This window comes from Caldimonas hydrothermalis, from assembly GCF_056746695.1.
This window is the reverse complement of the sequence record NZ_JBWQXA010000001.1, coordinates 41,450-57,117: the sequence shown is the minus strand read 5'-3', so window position 1 is coordinate 57,117 and position 15,668 is coordinate 41,450. Positions and strand designations below refer to the sequence as shown.

14 protein-coding genes are annotated in these 15,668 nt (G+C 68.1%); 4 read left to right on the top strand and 10 right to left on the bottom strand.

Features of this window, described 5'->3' with window-relative positions; translation table 11 throughout:
- Window positions 1-120: 120 nt before the first annotated feature.
- A complete protein-coding gene (locus AC1ECW_RS00255) occupies window positions 121-456 on the bottom strand; it encodes an ATPase with chaperone activity (RefSeq protein ID WP_409703538.1) in 336 nt (111 codons plus the stop codon).
- A gap of 364 nt (window positions 457-820) precedes the next feature.
- Here AC1ECW_RS00255 and AC1ECW_RS00250 point away from each other — a divergent pair, with 364 nt between their 5' ends.
- Both AC1ECW_RS00250 and infA read left to right on the top strand, forming a co-directional pair.
- Window positions 821-1,054 carry a hypothetical protein gene (locus AC1ECW_RS00250; protein ID WP_409703535.1) on the top strand — a complete coding sequence of 78 codons (234 nt, stop codon included), beginning with the start codon at window positions 821-823 and terminating at the stop codon, window positions 1,052-1,054.
- Window positions 1,055-1,091: 37 nt separating this feature from the next.
- Window positions 1,092-1,358, top strand: a complete 267-nt coding sequence (gene infA, locus AC1ECW_RS00245) for a translation initiation factor IF-1 (RefSeq protein ID WP_409703532.1) — start codon at window positions 1,092-1,094, stop codon at window positions 1,356-1,358.
- A gap of 3 nt (window positions 1,359-1,361) precedes the next feature.
- Here the strand turns inward: infA and hutG are convergent, their stop codons facing one another.
- Genes hutG through AC1ECW_RS00220 form a run of 5 tightly spaced genes read right to left on the bottom strand, consistent with a single transcriptional unit; the run spans window position 1,362 to window position 8,152 of the window.
- Window positions 1,362-2,294, bottom strand: a complete 933-nt coding sequence (gene hutG / locus AC1ECW_RS00240) for a formimidoylglutamase (protein ID WP_481200901.1) — start codon at window positions 2,292-2,294, stop codon at window positions 1,362-1,364.
- Window positions 2,291-3,502 (bottom strand): imidazolonepropionase, encoded by a 1,212-nt coding sequence (hutI, locus tag AC1ECW_RS00235; protein WP_481200900.1) that lies wholly within the window; start codon window positions 3,500-3,502, stop codon window positions 2,291-2,293. The genes hutG and hutI overlap by 4 nt, the downstream gene beginning before the upstream one ends.
- A gap of 2 nt (window positions 3,503-3,504) precedes the next feature.
- Complete coding sequence (hutH, locus tag AC1ECW_RS00230) at window positions 3,505-5,046, bottom strand: histidine ammonia-lyase (protein ID WP_481200899.1); 1,542 nt, start codon at window positions 5,044-5,046, stop codon at window positions 3,505-3,507.
- A gap of 2 nt (window positions 5,047-5,048) precedes the next feature.
- Entirely contained in the window at window positions 5,049-6,752 is a 1,704-nt protein-coding gene (gene hutU / locus AC1ECW_RS00225) for a urocanate hydratase (protein WP_481200898.1), read from the bottom strand.
- A 35-nt stretch (window positions 6,753-6,787) separates the two neighbouring features.
- Complete coding sequence (locus tag AC1ECW_RS00220) at window positions 6,788-8,152, bottom strand: YjiH family protein (protein WP_481200897.1); 1,365 nt, start codon at window positions 8,150-8,152, stop codon at window positions 6,788-6,790.
- A 134-nt stretch (window positions 8,153-8,286) separates the two neighbouring features.
- Between AC1ECW_RS00220 and hutC the strand changes: the two genes are divergently transcribed.
- Entirely contained in the window at window positions 8,287-9,012 is a 726-nt protein-coding gene (gene hutC / locus AC1ECW_RS00215; RefSeq protein ID WP_481200896.1) for a histidine utilization repressor, read from the top strand.
- Window positions 9,013-9,018: 6 nt separating this feature from the next.
- Here hutC and AC1ECW_RS00210 read toward each other — a convergent pair whose 3' ends face one another.
- The 4 genes from AC1ECW_RS00210 to AC1ECW_RS00195 form a co-directional block, all read right to left on the bottom strand.
- Window positions 9,019-10,551, bottom strand: a complete 1,533-nt coding sequence (locus AC1ECW_RS00210; protein WP_481200895.1) for an AMP nucleosidase — start codon at window positions 10,549-10,551, stop codon at window positions 9,019-9,021.
- Window positions 10,552-10,644: 93 nt separating this feature from the next.
- Window positions 10,645-12,198, bottom strand: a complete 1,554-nt coding sequence (gene garD, locus AC1ECW_RS00205; RefSeq protein WP_481200894.1) for a galactarate dehydratase — start codon at window positions 12,196-12,198, stop codon at window positions 10,645-10,647.
- 26 nt (window positions 12,199-12,224) lie between these two features.
- Window positions 12,225-13,226: a Bug family tripartite tricarboxylate transporter substrate binding protein gene (locus AC1ECW_RS00200; protein ID WP_481200893.1), complete on the bottom strand. Its 1,002-nt coding sequence runs from the start codon at window positions 13,224-13,226 to the stop codon at window positions 12,225-12,227.
- A 43-nt stretch (window positions 13,227-13,269) separates the two neighbouring features.
- A complete protein-coding gene (locus tag AC1ECW_RS00195) occupies window positions 13,270-14,565 on the bottom strand; it encodes a glucarate dehydratase family protein (protein ID WP_481200892.1) in 1,296 nt (431 codons plus the stop codon).
- A 210-nt stretch (window positions 14,566-14,775) separates the two neighbouring features.
- Here AC1ECW_RS00195 and AC1ECW_RS00190 point away from each other — a divergent pair, with 210 nt between their 5' ends.
- Window positions 14,776-15,519 (top strand): FadR/GntR family transcriptional regulator, encoded by a 744-nt coding sequence (locus tag AC1ECW_RS00190; protein WP_409705938.1) that lies wholly within the window; start codon window positions 14,776-14,778, stop codon window positions 15,517-15,519.
- The last annotated feature ends 149 nt before the right edge of the window (window positions 15,520-15,668 follow it).

Genomic DNA, 15,668 nt, shown 5'->3' with positions numbered 1-15,668 from the left:
GAGCCACCATGACCGCGTGGGCCCGTGGCCTGAGGGATGGGCTCGCTCGTGGACCTTCTCGCACCAGACGGTGGGAGGCCGCCGGGAGGCGCTGGTGCGCACGGGCGGGGCCGGGCGCTTTTATTGTTTTGCGGCGGATGGACCGGTGGGCGGGCCCACCCCCGCCCATCCCAGCAACTCTGCCAACCGGTGCAGCACCCATTGCGTCTCGTCCGGCGTGAGGTCCAGCGGCCCTGCGGCCAGCCCGCGGCCAATGCGCTCCAGCACGTCGGCCTCGGTGGCGTGCAGCTCCCACAGTTGGGTGCGGGCGGTGTCGGTGAGCATCTGGGCGAGGTCTTCGCACAGCTCGTAGCGCTGAGCGATCACGGCCCAGGGCTCACGGGGCTTGATCCGCCCGGGCGCCACGAACAGGGCCACGAAGGACGGCGGCACCTCGATCTGTGAGTCATCGTTCATGGGGTCATTGTCGCTGTGGCCGGGGCGGTGCTGCACGTGGCGGGTCAAGCGGGTATACTTCATGCTTCTGTCGCGCCTTGCTCTCTGACGCGGCAGTTGTCGTCTGACACGCTGCAGGCCCTGTGCGCCGCGCGTTGCGCCCCGGACCGAATCGGCTTTCGAGCCTTGCTGTCGGTCCCGCGGCTGTCAGTCTTCTCCTGCGGCGAGCCCCATCCCGGACGGCGCCTTGCGCACCGCGCAGCCAGACGCTTCCGACAACACCCCAGGGTGGCAGCCGTCTGCCCCCTTCGCCGGCAACCCATGGGTGGCCGGTGTCTGTATCCGTTTTGAACGCACCGGCGCTGCACGCCGGTGCAGGAAGTCCATGAAGACCAACCGTGAACAACCGTTTGCGGTGGGCAAGTACCTTGTCTCACCGCTGTCCCGCCGCATCGATGCCGGCGGGTTTGCCGCATCCGTCTCGATCCGCAGTGGCCGGGGTGCGGGCACGCACGACCGCGTGTTCCGCTTCGCGGCCCCTTTCGACACCCGCGAAGGCGCCCTGCGCCACGCGGCCGAGCAAGGCCGGCAATGGGCGCAGCGCGCCCTGCGGGCCTGAGCCTCGTGTCTGCATTCACCACCCCCAAGGAGTTGATTTGGCCAAGGAAGAACTGATCGAAATGCGCGGCAAGGTCGAGGAAGTGCTGCCCGATTCCCGTTTCCGTGTGACGCTGGACAACGGTCACAGCCTGGTGGCCTACACCGCGGGCAAGATGCGCAAGCATCACATCCGCATCCTGGCGGGCGACAATGTCTCGCTGGAGCTGTCGCCCTACGACCTCACCAAAGGGCGCATCACCTTCCGTCACCTCGAGACGCGTTCGTCCGGCCCGCGTCCGGCCAACCGGCCCAACAGCCGCTGAGCTTCAAGGCCTGGCGGCGCGTGCGATGCGCGCGGCCAGGCGCGCCGCCACCCTGGCGGTGAGGCCGTCGCGGTCGAATGCCGGATTGAGTTCGGCGATGTCGGCCAGCGCCACGCGGCCGCTGTCCATCACCTGGTCGACCAGGGCTTCGATATGCGCGAGCGGCACCCCCAGAGGCGCGGGCGCCGACACGCCCGGCGCCAGCGGCGCGGGCAGCACGTCCAGGCACACCGTGAGATAGACCGCATCGCACTCGGCCAGGTCGCAGGCGAGTTCGGCCTGCGCGGCCCGCAGGCCCTCGGGCGACTGCAGGGCCTCATCCAGCCAGTGGCGCACGCCCAACGCCTGCGCCCGGTCGAACAAGGCCTGGGTGTTGGCAAAGCGGCTGATGCCCAAGACGCGGTAGTCGAAAGGCCGGCCCTGTTGAGCACACCATTGCTGGATCTGCAGGAAGGGAGTGCCCGAATTGCCCTGGCGGGCCTCGCGCAGGTCGAAGTGGGCATCGAGGTTGACGACGAGCACCCGCCGCAACGCCGGCCGGCCTTGCATCAGGCCCTGGAAGCTGCCCCAGGCCACTTCGTGGCCGCCGCCCAGCACCAGCGGCAGATGGCCTTGCGCCAGCGCCTGCGCCACGCGCGCGGCCAGCGCGGTCTGAGCCCCGTCGAGATCACCGTCTTGGCACGTCACGTCGCCGCCGTCGAACAGGGCCGGTTCGCCCAGCACGGGCAGGTTGGCCAGGGCAGCCCGCAGGGCCGCGGGCCCCTGGGCCGCCCCGGGCCGGCCGCCGTTGCGGCGCACGCCCTCGTCGCAGGCAAAACCCAACAGCACGACGCCACCGCGGCTGTCGGGGGTGAAGGCTTGCATACGCTGGTGCCAGCGGGTGGTGACGCCACTGTCTTCGGCGTCGATGCGGCCTTGCCAGGGGAAGGGGGTCATCGTGAGACCTCACCGGCCACCACCACCTGGGTGCAGGGCGTGTGGCCGAACCAGTAGCACAGTTCGTTGGGATGGTCGAGCGCCCACACGGCCAAGTCGGCGCGCTGGCCCGGGGCCAGGGTGCCGCGGTCGTGCAGGCCCAGCGCGCGCGCGGCCTGCACCGTGATGCCGCGCACGGCCTCCAGCGGGGTCAAGCGGAAGAAGCTGCAGGCCATGTGGGCCATCAGCGGCAGTGACAGCGCCGGCGAGGTGCCGGGATTGTGGTCGGTGGCCACCGCCATGGGCACGCCGGCCTCGCGCAGCGCGGCAATCGGCGGCAGCTTCGTCTCGCGCAGCATGTAGAACGCTCCGGGCAGCAGTACGGCCACGGTACCGGCGCGGCGCATCGCGGCGATGCCCTGCGCACTGAGGTGTTCGAGGTGGTCGCATGAGAGCGCGCCGAAGGCGGCGGCCAGGGCCGCGCCGCCCTGGTCGGACAACTGCTCGGCATGCAGCTTCACCGGCAAGCCCAGGCGGCGGGCGGCTTCGAAGACACGGCGCGTCTGCGCAGGCGAGAACGCCAGGTGTTCGCAAAAGGCGTCCACCGCATCGACCAGGCCTTCGGCATGCAGCGCGGGCAGCCACGCGCACACGGCATCGATGTAGTCGTCGCTGCGGCCGTCGTATTCGGGCGGCAGCGCGTGGGCCCCGAGGAAGGTGGTGCGCACCGACAGGCCCAGCGTCTCGCCCAGGCGGCGCGCCACGCGCAGGCAGCGTGCCTCGGCCTCCTGCGACAGCCCATAGCCCGACTTCACCTCCAGCGTGGTCACGCCCTGGCTGCGCAAGGCCCGTGCACGCTGCGTGGCACTGCGCAGCAGCTCGGCCTCGCTGGCGGTGCGTGTGGCGGCCACGGTCGAGCGGATGCCGCCACCGGCTCGCGCGATCTGTTCGTAGCTGGCGCCGTTCAGGCGCAGCTCGGCTTCGTCGGAGCGCCGCCCGGCGTAGACCAGATGGGTGTGGCAGTCGACCAGGCCGGGGGTGACCAGCGCGCCGTCCAGGTCGTGCTCGGCGGCCACGTCCAGGCCGGCGCTCAGTTGGCGGGCGGGGCCCACCCAGGTGATGCAGGGGCCTTGCGTGAGCAGGGCGCCGTCGTCGACCAGGCCCCAGCCCTCGCCGGCCAGCGTGGCCAGGCGGGCGTGGCGCCAGAGGATGAGCGGGGGGGAGGGCATCTTCAGTCCGTCCAGAGCCGCGCGAGCAGGTCTTCATTGCCGGCCGCGGCTGCGCCCTGCAGCACCAGGGCCTTGGCCGCCTCGATGTCGGGCGCGAAGAGCCGGTCCTGGCTGTAGAAGGGCACGTGCGCGCGCAAGAGGGCGTGGACACGCTGCAGGCGCGGCGAGGTCAGCAGCGGGCGGTGGAAGTCCACGCCCTGGGCGGCGGCCAGCCACTCGATGGCCAGGATGGTGGCGGTGTGGTCGGCCATCGCGTCCAGCCGGCGTGCGGCATGGGTGGCCATGCTCACATGGTCTTCCTGGTTGGCGCTGGTGGGCAGGCTGTCCACGCTGGCCGGGTGGGCGAGCGACTTGTTCTCCGAAGCCAGGGCGGCGGCGGTGACGTGGGCGATCATGAAGCCGCTGTTCAGCCCGGGGTTGTCCACCAGGAAGGGTGGCAGCCCCGAGAGGGTGCTGTCGATCAGCAAGGCGATGCGCCGCTCGGACAGCGCGCCGATCTCGGCCAGCGCCAGCGCCAGGGTGTCGGCAGCGAAGGCCACGGGCTCGGCGTGGAAGTTGCCCCCCGAGAGCACCTCGCCTGTGTCGGCAAAGACCAGCGGGTTGTCGGTGACGGCGTTGGCCTCGATGAGCAGCGTGCGCGCCGCCTGCATGATGAGGTCGCGGCAGGCGCCCATCACCTGGGGCTGGCAGCGCAGGCTGTACGGGTCCTGCACGCGCTCGTCGTTCACCACGTGCGACTGCCGGATTGCGCTGCCTTCGAGCAGGGCGCGCGTGACAGCGGCGCTGGCGATCTGCCCCGGCTGGCCGCGCAGCGCGTGGATGCGCGCATCGAAGGGCGTGTCGCTGCCCTTGGCGGCGTCGACGCACAGCGCGCCGGTGAGGCTGCCGGCCTCCAGCAGGCGCTCGGCCAAGAACAGCCCGTGCAGCGCCAGCGCGGTGGACACCTGGGTGCCGTTGATCAGGGCCAGGCCCTCCTTGGCGGCAAGCCGCAGCGGCGCGATGCCGGCGGCCTGCAGCGCGGCCGCGGCCGGCACCACGCGGCCGTCCATGCGCACCTCGCCCTCGCCCATCAGCGCCAGGGTCATGTGCGACAGCGGGGCCAGGTCGCCTGAGGCGCCAACCGAGCCCTTGGACGGGATCTGCGGCACGATGCCGGCGTTGAGCACCGCCAGCAGGGTGTCGATCACCACCGGGCGCACCCCCGAATGGCCGCGCGCCAGGCTCGCGGCCTTCATCGCCATCACCAGCCGCACGGTGGCGTCGCTCATCGGCTCGCCCGTGCCCACCGAATGCGAGAGGATGAGGTTGCGCTGCAACTGTTCGAGCTGGGCGTCGGGGATGCGCGTCTTTGCCAGCTTGCCAAAGCCGGTGTTGATGCCGTAGGCCGCTTCGCCGCGCGCGACGATGGCGTCGATGGCCGCCGCCGAGGCCGCAATGGCTGCGTGCGCGGCCTCGGGCAGGGCCACGCGCCGGGGCGCCGCCCACAAGGCGCGCAGCTCGGCCAAGGTCAGCCGGCCAGGGGTGAGAACCAGGGTGTCGTGCATGCTCAGGTCCGGTCGATCATGGGCAGATTGAGCCCCTGTTGCTTCGCGGTGGCAATGGCCAGTTCGTAACCGGCGTCGGCGTGGCGCATCACGCCCGAGCCGCAGTCGTTGACCAGCACACGCGCCAGGCGCTCGGCGGCGGCATCGCTGCCGTCGGCCACGATGACCATGCCCGCATGCTGGGAGTAGCCCATGCCCACGCCGCCGCCATGGTGCAGGCTGACCCAGGTGGCGCCGCCGGCGGTGTTGAGCAGGGCGTTGAGCAGCGGCCAGTCGGAGACGGCATCGGTGCCGTCGCGCATGCCTTCGGTTTCGCGGTTGGGGCTGGCCACCGAGCCGGTGTCCAGGTGGTCGCGGCCGATCACGATGGGTGCCTTGAGTTCCCCTTTGCGCACCATCTCGTTGAACGCCAGGCCCGCGCGGTGGCGTTCGCCCAGGCCCAGCCAGCAGATGCGCGCGGGCAGGCCCTGGAAGGCGATGCGTTCGCGTGCCATGTCCAGCCAGCGGTGGGTGTGGTGGTTGTCGGGGAAGAGCTCCTTGATCTTGGCGTCGGTCTTGTAGATGTCTTCCGGGTCGCCCGACAGCGCCACCCAGCGGAACGGCCCCTTGCCCTCGCAGAACAGCGGGCGGATGTAAGCCGGCACGAAGCCGGGGAAGTCGAAGGCGTTCTTCACGCCCTGGTCGAAGGCCACCTGGCGGATGTTGTTGCCGTAGTCCACGGTGGGCACCCCCATCGCATGGAAATCGAGCATGGCCTGCACATGCGCGGCGCAGCTGCGGGCGGCGGCGTCTTTCAGCATCGCGTGCATTGCAGGGTCACGCTGGGCGGCCTTCCACTGCTCGACGGTCCAACCGGCCGGCAGGTAGCCGTGGATGAGGTCGTGGGCCGAGGTTTGGTCGGTCACCAGGTCGGGCTTCAGGCCACCGGCTTTCGCACGTTGGACCAGCTCGGGCAGCACCTCGGCGGCATTGCCCAGCAGCGCGATGGAGACGGCCTCCTTGCGCTCGCAATGGTGGCGCACCATCGCCAGCGCCTCGTCGATGTCGCGGGCCTGCCGGTCCACATAGCGCGTGCGCAGGCGGAAGTCGATGCTGCTTTGCTGGCACTCGATGGTCAGCGACACCGCGCCGGCCAGGGTGGCCGCCAGCGGCTGGGCGCCGCCCATGCCGCCCAGGCCGGCGGTGAGGATCCACCGGCCCGACAAGTCCCCCCCGTAGTGCTGGCGGCCGGCCTCGACGAAGGTCTCGAAGGTGCCCTGCACGATGCCCTGGCTGCCGATGTAGATCCAGCTGCCGGCGGTCATCTGGCCATACATGAACAGGCCCTGGCGGTCCAGTTCATTGAAGTGCTCCCAGGTGGCCCACTTGGGCACGAGGTTGGAGTTGGCGATCAGCACGCGTGGGGCATGGGGGTGGGTCTTGAACACGCCGACCGGCTTGCCCGACTGGATCAGCAGCGACTCGTCGTCGTTGAGCTCGCGCAGGCAGGCCAGGATGCGGTCGAAGCAGGCCCAGTTGCGGGCGGCGCGGCCGATGCCGCCGTAGACCACCAGGGCCTGGGGGTTCTCGGCCACGTCGGGGTCGAGGTTGTTCTGCAGCATGCGGTAGGCGGCCTCGGTGAGCCAGCTCTTGCAGTGCAGCTCGGGGCCGCGCGGGGCGCGGATCACGCGGGTGGGGTCGTAGCGGGGGTCGGGGTTGGCGGTCATGATGGGCTCCAGGGCAGGCGGGTGGGGGCGCAGACTCAGGCCGGCAAGACGAGCCAGCCCAAGGCCAGGCCGGCGCGCAGGGCGACGGCACCGAGGACGATGCTCAGCAGGCTGCGCAGCAGCCAGATCACGAGCAGGTCGCGGAACTTGACGGGGATGCGGGTGGCCAGGATGCAGGGCACGCAGCCGGACAGGAAGAGCACCGTGCTGATCGAGACCAGGGCCACCAGGAAGCGCAGCAGGAACTCGGCGTCCTTGAGCAGGATGGCCGGCAGGAACATCTCGGCCAGGCCCGAGGCAAAGGCACCGCTGGCGGCGGCAGCGTTTTCCAGGCCCAGCACGGCACCGGCGATCCACAGCGCGGGCTTGAGCAGCACGCCGATCCACTCGAACACCGGCGTGAATTTGGCCAGGCACAGGCCGGCGAAGCCCACCGCGAGGATGCTGGGGGCGACCACGGCGGACATCTGCAACCCGTCCTTCAGGTGGGTCCACAGCATCCGAGGCAGCGGCTCGCGAGACTGGTAGCGCGCCACACCCGCTTGCAGGGCCCGCTGCCAGCGGTTGCCGGCGGCCGGGGCATGGTCGTCCTCGGCGGGGGTGGGGCGGCGGTCGTCCATGCCGGCGATGGGCGGCAGGTAGGCCGTGATCGCGGTGACCGCGAAGGTCACGACGAAGCTGGCCCAGAAGAAGAACGTCCAGTGCTCCATCAGGCCCAGGGTCTTGGCCACGACCACCATGAACGTGGCCGATACCGTGGAGAAACCCGTGGCGATGACCATGGCCTCGCGCACGGTGTACTTGCCCTGCTGGTACATCGCGTTGGTGACGAGCAGGCCGATGGAATAGCTGCCGACGAAGGAGGTGACGGCGTCGATGGCCGAGTAGCCGGGGGTGCGGAAGAGCGGGCGCATCACGCGCTCCATCAGCACGCCCACCAGCTCGAGCAGGCCGAAGCCCACCAGGAAGCTCAGCGCCAGACCGCCGATGGGGATGAGCACGCCCACCGACAGCGCCAGCTTCTCGAAGAGGAAGGGCAGCATGTCTTTCTGGGTGGCCCAGTCGGGGGCCAGCCCGGCCAGGTACAGGCCTGCCAGGGCCAGGCCGGCCAGCTTGATCACGCTGAACACCCGTGCCGTGGCGCTCTGGCGGAAAGCCCCGGTGACGAAGGGTGACACAGCCCCCCAGGCCATCAGTGCCAGCACGAAGGCCACCGCCAGGCTGCGCTGCTCGCGCACCAGGTAGCTGCTGAGGTGATCCACCGGAATGGTGCGCCGGCCGCCGATCTCGATGTCGACGAAGAAGAGAAAGACGCCCACGGCGCTGAAGGCCAGCAGCTTGAGCAGCGGGAAGGCCAGGCCGCCAGGGGGCCAGGCCAGGGCGGTGCCGGGACGGGGCATGCGGTGTCTCCTGTGGTGGTTGGTGCGCCTATACAAATGGCTCAACTCGCAGCCAAGTTGTATATACATTTTGATTGTCGAGGCCGAAAGGCGTCAATACAATTCGCGTCGGAAAGTCTTGGTGATTACCCTAGATGAACACGACCCTCCCGCCCGCTGACGGGGCCCGGCAGCCGGCCTACCAGGTCATCAAGGCTCACGTGCTGGAACGCATCCAGAGTGGACAGTGGAAGGAAGGCGACGCCATCCCGGGCGAGGAGGCGCTGGCACGCGAGTTCGGCGTGTCGCGCATGACGGTCAACCGCGCGATCCGCGAACTGAGCGACGAGCAGATCGTCGTGCGGGTGCAGGGCTCGGGCACCTTCGTGGCCCAGCAGAAGTACCAGTCCACGTTGGTGGAGATCCGCAACATCGCCGACGAGGTGGCCGCGCGCGGCCATGTGCACCGCAGCGAGCTGCAGCTTCTGGAACGCTGCAAGGCCAGCGAGGCGCTGGCGCGCCAGTTCGGGTTGTCAGCGCGGGCGGCGCTGTTCCATTCGGTGGTGGTGCATTACGAGAACGAGCTGCCCATCCAGGTGGAGGATCGCTACGTCAACCCGCAGGTGGCGCCCGATTACCTGGCCCAGGACTTCCGCAGCCAAACGCCCAACGCCTACCTGATGCGCGTGGCGCCGCTGCAGGGCGTGCGCTTTGCCATCGAGGCCTGCCTGCCGCCGAAGGAGATCGGCGAGCTGCTGCACATGGGCCCGCACGAGCCCTGCCTGGTGCTGCGCCGCCAGACCCACTCGCAAGGCCAGGTGGCCTCGGTGGCGGCGATGTGGCACCCGGCCTCGCGCTACCAGTTCACCGGCAGCTTCTGATCCCGGTCATTGGAAGGCCACCTCGGCGAAGCTGCGCAGCTTGCGGCTGTGCAGGCGGTCCACCCCTTCGCCGCGCAGGATCTCGATGGCGCGGATGCCGATGCGCAGGTGCTGGTCCACGCGCTCGCGGTAGAACTGGTTGGCCATGCCCGGCAGCTTGAGTTCACCGTGCAGCGGCTTGTCGCTCACGCACAGCAAGGTGCCGTAGGGCACGCGAAAGCGAAAGCCGTTGGCCGCCACGGTGGCGCTTTCCATGTCCAGCGCCACCGCGCGGCTCTGGCTGAAGCGGCGCTCGGGCGTGCGGTGCGGCAGCAGCTCCCAGTTGCGGTTGTCGGTGCTGGCCACGGTGCCGGTGCGCAGGATGCGCTTGAGCTCGTAGCCGCTGAGCTGCGTGATGTCGGCCACGGCGGTCTGCAGCGCGATCTGCACCTCGGCCAGCGCGGGAATCGGCACCCACAGCGGCAGGTCTTCGTCGAGCACGTGGTCTTCGCGCACATAGCCGTGGGCCAGCACGTAGTCGCCCAGTTGCTGGGTGTTGCGCAGCCCCGCGCAGTGGCCGAGCATGATCCACGCATGCGGGCGCAGCACGGCGATGTGATCGGTGATGGTCTTGGCGTTCGCGGGCCCCACGCCAATGTTCACCATCGTGATGCCTGCGCGGTCTCGCCGTACGAGGTGGTAGGCCGGCATCTGCGGCAGGCGCGGCGGCGGCGCGCCCAGGGCGTCGTCCGGTTCGGGCGCCTCGCCCTGGCGGCGCGTGACCACGTTGCCGGGTTCGACGAAGGCCACATAGCCGTCGTCGGCCGCGGCATCCTTCGAGGCGGTGAACAGTGCACCCTGGTCGGGGGCCTGTGTCATCAGCTCGCGGCCTAGGCGCACGAACTCGTCGATGTAGAACTGGTAGTTCGTGAACAGGACGAAATTCTGGAAGTGCTCGGGCGCGGTGCCAGTGTAGTGGCGCAGGCGGTGCAGCGAGTAGTCCACACGCGGCGCGGTGAACAGCGCCAGCGGATGCGGCTCGCCGGGCGCGGGCTCGTAGGTGCCGTTGGCGATGCCATCGTCCATCGCGCCCAGGTCGGGCAGGTCGAAAAGATCGCGCAGGCGCAGGCGGCGGGCCGCGTCGAGCTGGCCTTCGACATGGTCGGAGCTGTCCACGGCGAAGTGCACTGGGATGGGCTGCTGGCTGGTGCCCACCTCCAGGTCCACGCGGTGATTGCGCAACAGAAGCCGGAACTGCTCGCGGTAGTAGTCCTCGTACAGGTCGGGGCGGGTCAGTGTGGTCTCGTAGGTGCCCGGCCCCGCCACGAAGCCATAGGACAGGCGAGAGTCCGGAGAGTCCGCGCGCGCGACGGTGTCGGTGTGGATGCGCACGTAGGGGTAGCAGGCGCGCACGTGGCGAGCCGGGTCTTCACCGGCCACGAAGCGGCGCAAAGACTCGCGCAGATGGGCGAGGCTCTCGTCGTAGATGCGCTTGACATAGGCCAGCGCGGCGTTCGGGTCTTGAAAGCGTTGGGGCGGGAAAAAAGGCGGTGTGTGCATGGACCACAGCGGATTCGTTCAGGACGCGGTGGGGTATTGTGAGCCGAACGGGGAGTACCCGGGATCCAGCGGCACACACCGGCAGGACGTGGCTCAGGTCACCGGCGCAGGATTGAAAAGCACCAGTGCGTTGTGCAGCTTCCAATGCTCGGCCCAGGTCTTCTTGCGGCCGCTGGCCACGTCGAGCATGAAGTGGAACAACTCCCAGCCCAGTTCCTCGATGCTGGCCTGGCCATCGGCGATCCGCCCGGCGTTGATATCCATCAGATCGTGCCAGCGGCGGGCCAGTTCGCTGCGGGTGGCCACCTTGATCACCGGGCAGGCGGCCAGGCCATAGGGCGTGCCGCGTCCGGTGGTGAAGACGTGCAGGTTCATGCCGGCGGCCAGTTGCAGGGTGCCGCAGATGAAGTCACTGGCCGGCGTGGCGGCGTACAGCAGCCCCCGCTGGGTGGCGCGCTCACCCGGCGCCACCACGCCCGAGATCGGCGCGGTGCCGCTCTTGATGATGGAGCCCATGGCCTTTTCGACGATGTTCGACAGCCCCCCCTTCTTGTTGCCGGGCGTGGTGTTGGCGCTGCGGTCTACTTGACCGCGCTTCAAATAAGCGTCGTACCAGGCCATCTGCTGGATCATCGCCTCGGCCACTGCGGGCGTGGCCGCACGCGCGGTGAGCTGATCGATGCCATCGCGCACTTCGGTCACTTCCGAAAACATCACGGTGGCGCCAGCGCGCACCAGCAAATCGGTGCAAAAGCCCACGGCAGGGTTGGCGGTGACGCCGGAGAAGGCATCGCTGCCGCCGCATTGCACACCCACCACCAACTCGCTGGCCGCAACGGTTTGCCGCCGACGCGCATTGAGTCGCTGCAAATGCATCTCGGCCTGGCGCATGATCGAATCGATCATCGACTCGAAGCCCACGTGGGCCTCGTCTTGCAGGCACACCACGTCAAGCCCACCACGATCGTCTTCGCCGATGGGGATGCTGCCAGGCGGCAGCAGGCGCTCGGGTTGCAGCTTTTCGCAGCCCAGGCTGACGACCATGACCTCGCCGCCGAAATTGGGGTTGCGGGCCAAGTTGCGCAGCGTGCGGATCGGAATGATGGCCTCGGGCGCATCGATGGCCACGCCGCAGCCGTAGCTGTGTTCGAGTGCCACCACGTCGTCGACGTTGGGGTACTTGGGCAGCAGCTCACGTTTGATGCGTTGCACGGCGTACTCGGTGACCCCGGCGACGCACTGCACCGTCTGGGTGATGGCCAGGATGTTGCGCGTGCCCACCGAGCCGTCGGGGTTGCGGTAGCCCTCGAAGGTGTAGCCTTCCAGCGGCGGCAAGGCCGGCGGCCGGCACGTGGCCAGCGGCAAGTTCTCCAGCTCGCGCGCCGGTGGCATGTGCAGCACACGCTCATGCACCCAAGTGCCCGCAGGCAGTGCCCGCAGCGCGCGGCCGATGACCACGTTGTAGCGCCGCACCTCGGCGCCCTCGGCCAAATCGGCCAACGCCACCTTATGGGCTTGGGGCACATGCTCACGCAACGTGATGCCGTCAACGACGGTGCCCGCGGGCAGGCCGCCATCGTTGGCCACGATGGCCACGTTGTCGGCGGGGTGCATGCGGATGAGCAGAGGTGGGGCCGAGTTGCTCATGGTTCCGATACGTGGTCAGTGCAGGTTCAGTCCGCCGTGATGCCAGCGGCTTTGATGACCTTGGCCCATTTGTCGACTTCGGCCCGCTGGTAGGCGCCGAGTTCGGCCGGTGTCATGGTCGAGGGCTGCATCCCCAGCGTCTTGAGGCGTTCGCGGACCTCAGGGGTTTGCATGATCTTCATGATCTCTGCGTGCAGTCGATCCACGATCGCTTGGGGCGTGCCTGCGGGGGCGAAGACAGCCTGCCACGAGGCCACCTCAAACCCTTTTTGCCCGGCTTCCGCGATGGTAGGCACGTCGGGGAAGGCATCCAAGCGCTTGGCGCTCGTCGCGGCAATGGGTCGCAGTTTGCCGGACTGGATGTGGGGGCCGACAACCAAGGCCGTGTCGAACATCATGTCCACCTGGCCACCCAGCAGGTCTTGCACCGCCGGGCCGCTGCCTTTGTACGGAACGTGGGTGAACTTGACCCCTGTGTTGTAGCTGAGCAGTTCCATCGCCATGTGAGGCGATGTGCCTTTGCCCGGCGATGCGGACGTCAGCCCGCCCTGAGAGGCACGTGCTTTGGCAGCCGCCAGCACCTCGCCCAGGGTTTTATAGGGCGAAGTGCTGGGAACGACCAACATCAGCGGGCCCGATCCCAACATGGCCACAGGCACAAACGACTTGATGGGGTCGTACTCCAGCTTGGGATACAGGCTGACGTTGATGGCGTGGGTGCTGATGGTTCCGCCCAAGATGGTGTATCCATCGGCCGGCGCGCGGGCGGCAGCCGTGGAGCCGACACTTCCTCCTGCGCCGCCTCGGTTTTCGATCACGATGGGGGTGCCAAGTGCTTGACTCAAGGGCTGGGCGATCACGCGCGCGAGCGTGTCGGTGTTACCCCCGGGCGGGAAGGGCACGATGTAGGTGATGGGCTTGGCGCTTGGCCAGGCGGATTGGGCCAGTGCGGGCGCTCCTATCAAGGCAGACCCCAACATCAGTGCGCTGGCGACTGCGGCACGTTGAATCAGTAAGCGTCTTTGCATGGCGTCGTCTCCTGTGAGAAAGGGTGTGTGTGGGGGGCAACGGTCAATAACGAGGTTGCCGTCCGGTGAAAGAGGGGTCGTACTTGCGCATCTGTCCAAGGTCATCGCGGCTGCGAATGCCGCAGCGCAAATAGTTCTCGTGCAGTCGGGCCAGTGCCTCGCGGTCGAGCGTGACGCCCAGCCCCGCGGTACCAGGCAGCTTCAAACTGCCGTTGTCGAAGCGCAGACGACCGCCAGCGATGACTTCTTCGTCTTGCCAGGGGTAGTGGGTATCACAGGCGTAGGTCAGTTCAGGGACGCTGGCACACAAGTGGGTCATGGCGATCAAGCTGACGCCAAGGTGCGAGTTGCTGTGCATCGACAACCCCAGATCGAAGGTTTTGCACAACCGTGCCAGTTGCTGGGTGGCGCGCAAGCCGCCCCAGTAGTGATGGTCACTGAGCACGATGCGCACCGGGCATCCCAATTCGACGTTGCGCCGGAACTCGGCGAAGTCCGTCACCACCATGTTGGTGGCCAACGGCACGTCGCACTCACGCGCGAGCGCTGCCATGCCTTCGAGGCCTGGGGTGGGATCTTCGTAGTACTCGAGCACGCCGGCCAGTTGCTCGACGATCTGGCGGCTGGTCTGTAGCGACCAGTTGGCGTTGGGGTCGATTCGCAAGGGGGTGCCGGGAAACGCAGCAGCCAAGGCCTGGATGGTGGCGGCTTCGCTTTCGGGAGGCAAAACGCCTGCTTTGAGCTTGATGCTCTGGAAGCCATGCAGGTCGATCATGCGCCGCGCTTGATCGACGGTTTGAGCCGGTGTCAATGCTTCGCCCCAGGGATCGGGTTCGTAGGGCCGATCGATGTGCTCGGCATACTTGAAGAACAAGTATGCCGAGTAAGGCACGCTCGTGCGTGCGGCACCCCCGAGCAAATCGACGACGGGAGCGTTCGCGATCTGCCCTTGCAAGTCCAGCATCGCCACTTCGAAGGCGCTCATGACTTTGGCTGCGGTCTTGGAGATATGGGTGCCGGGAGCCAGCGAGACTTGCGGGGTGAGAAACTCGGAGGGTGTCGTCCGCGGGGGTGTGACCCGGGCGCTGACACGGCGCTCCATCTCGTTGAGTGCCCAGGGCGACAGTCCTTGCAAGTCCGGTGCTGCTTTGGCCAAGGCCTCCAGCATGGACTGATCACCGTACGTTTCGTTGATGCCAACCAGACCCGACGCGGTCTCGAGTTCGATGATGGAGCGCAACGCCCACGGCTCGTGGATTCCTGCGGCATTGAGCAACGGGGGGTCACGGAACGCGATGGGGGTGATCCGGATGTGCCGGATGGCATGGGAAGTCTTCATGTCGAAGCCGAGAAAGGGTGTCCTGGGAGGAATCCGGTGGCGTGTCCTGCGGAACGTCAGGCCCGATCCGGGCGCCTGGCTTGCGGATCCATGAACGGGTTGCTAGAGTCAATCCAGCGGCGTCATATGTCGTCAGTCGTCATACAACAATCGTCGTTCAGCCCCGTGGCGCTGTCAAGGCGGCAAGCCTCGGGGTTTACTCGGAGTCTCATGTCCACCCTCGCCCTTCCTGCTCGTCGCAAGTCCCGCACCCTGGCGCTCGATCTCGTCGATGCATTGAGCGCGCGTATTCGCGCCGGTCAGTGGGGGGTGGGCGATAAGCTGCCCACCGAGGCGGCCATCATGGAAGAGTTTGGTGTGAGCCGCACCGTGGTGCGCGAGGCGCTGTCCAAGCTGCAAGCGGGTGGCTGGGTGCAAACTCGTCATGGGATCGGCACGTTTGTGGTCGGTGCCGGTGAGGCGGGGGCGTTTCGCATCGCGTCCGAGCAGGTGGCCACGCTGCGCGACGTGATTGCCGTGTTGGAGCTGCGCATCGGCGTGGAAGCCGAGGCCGCCGCGCTGGCGGCCGTGCGTCGCGAGCAAGCCCATTTGCAGGCGATGCATGAGGCGCAGGCGGCGTTTGCGCGGGCCATCGAGGATGGCACCGATGCGGTGGCGGCCGACCGGGCTTTGCACATGGAGATCGCCCGCGCCAGTCAGAACCCGCATTTCCTGGACTTGATGCAGCACTTGGGTGACATGTTGATCCCGCGCTCGCGGGTGAATTCGGCCCGTCTGGCCGGTCAGGGACGGCGCGAGTATTTGCTGCGTGTGCTGGCCGAGCACGACAGTGTGATCGTGGCCATTGCCAACCGCGACCCGGAGGCGGCCCGCGCGGCCATGCGCACCCATTTGTCCAACAGCCGCGAGCGGCTGCGTCGCGCACAGGAAGCGGCCGAAAGCGCGGGGGCTTGAGGCCGGCGGGGCTGCGGTCTACGTAGAACTGCGTCTACGTAGAACTGCGGATCACAAACCGTGCGGCGAAGCATTGAATCCTGGGTCTTGATGTTGTACGATGACTGACAACAACGCAGCTTCGGTTCATGCGAATCGGGGCGTTTTCC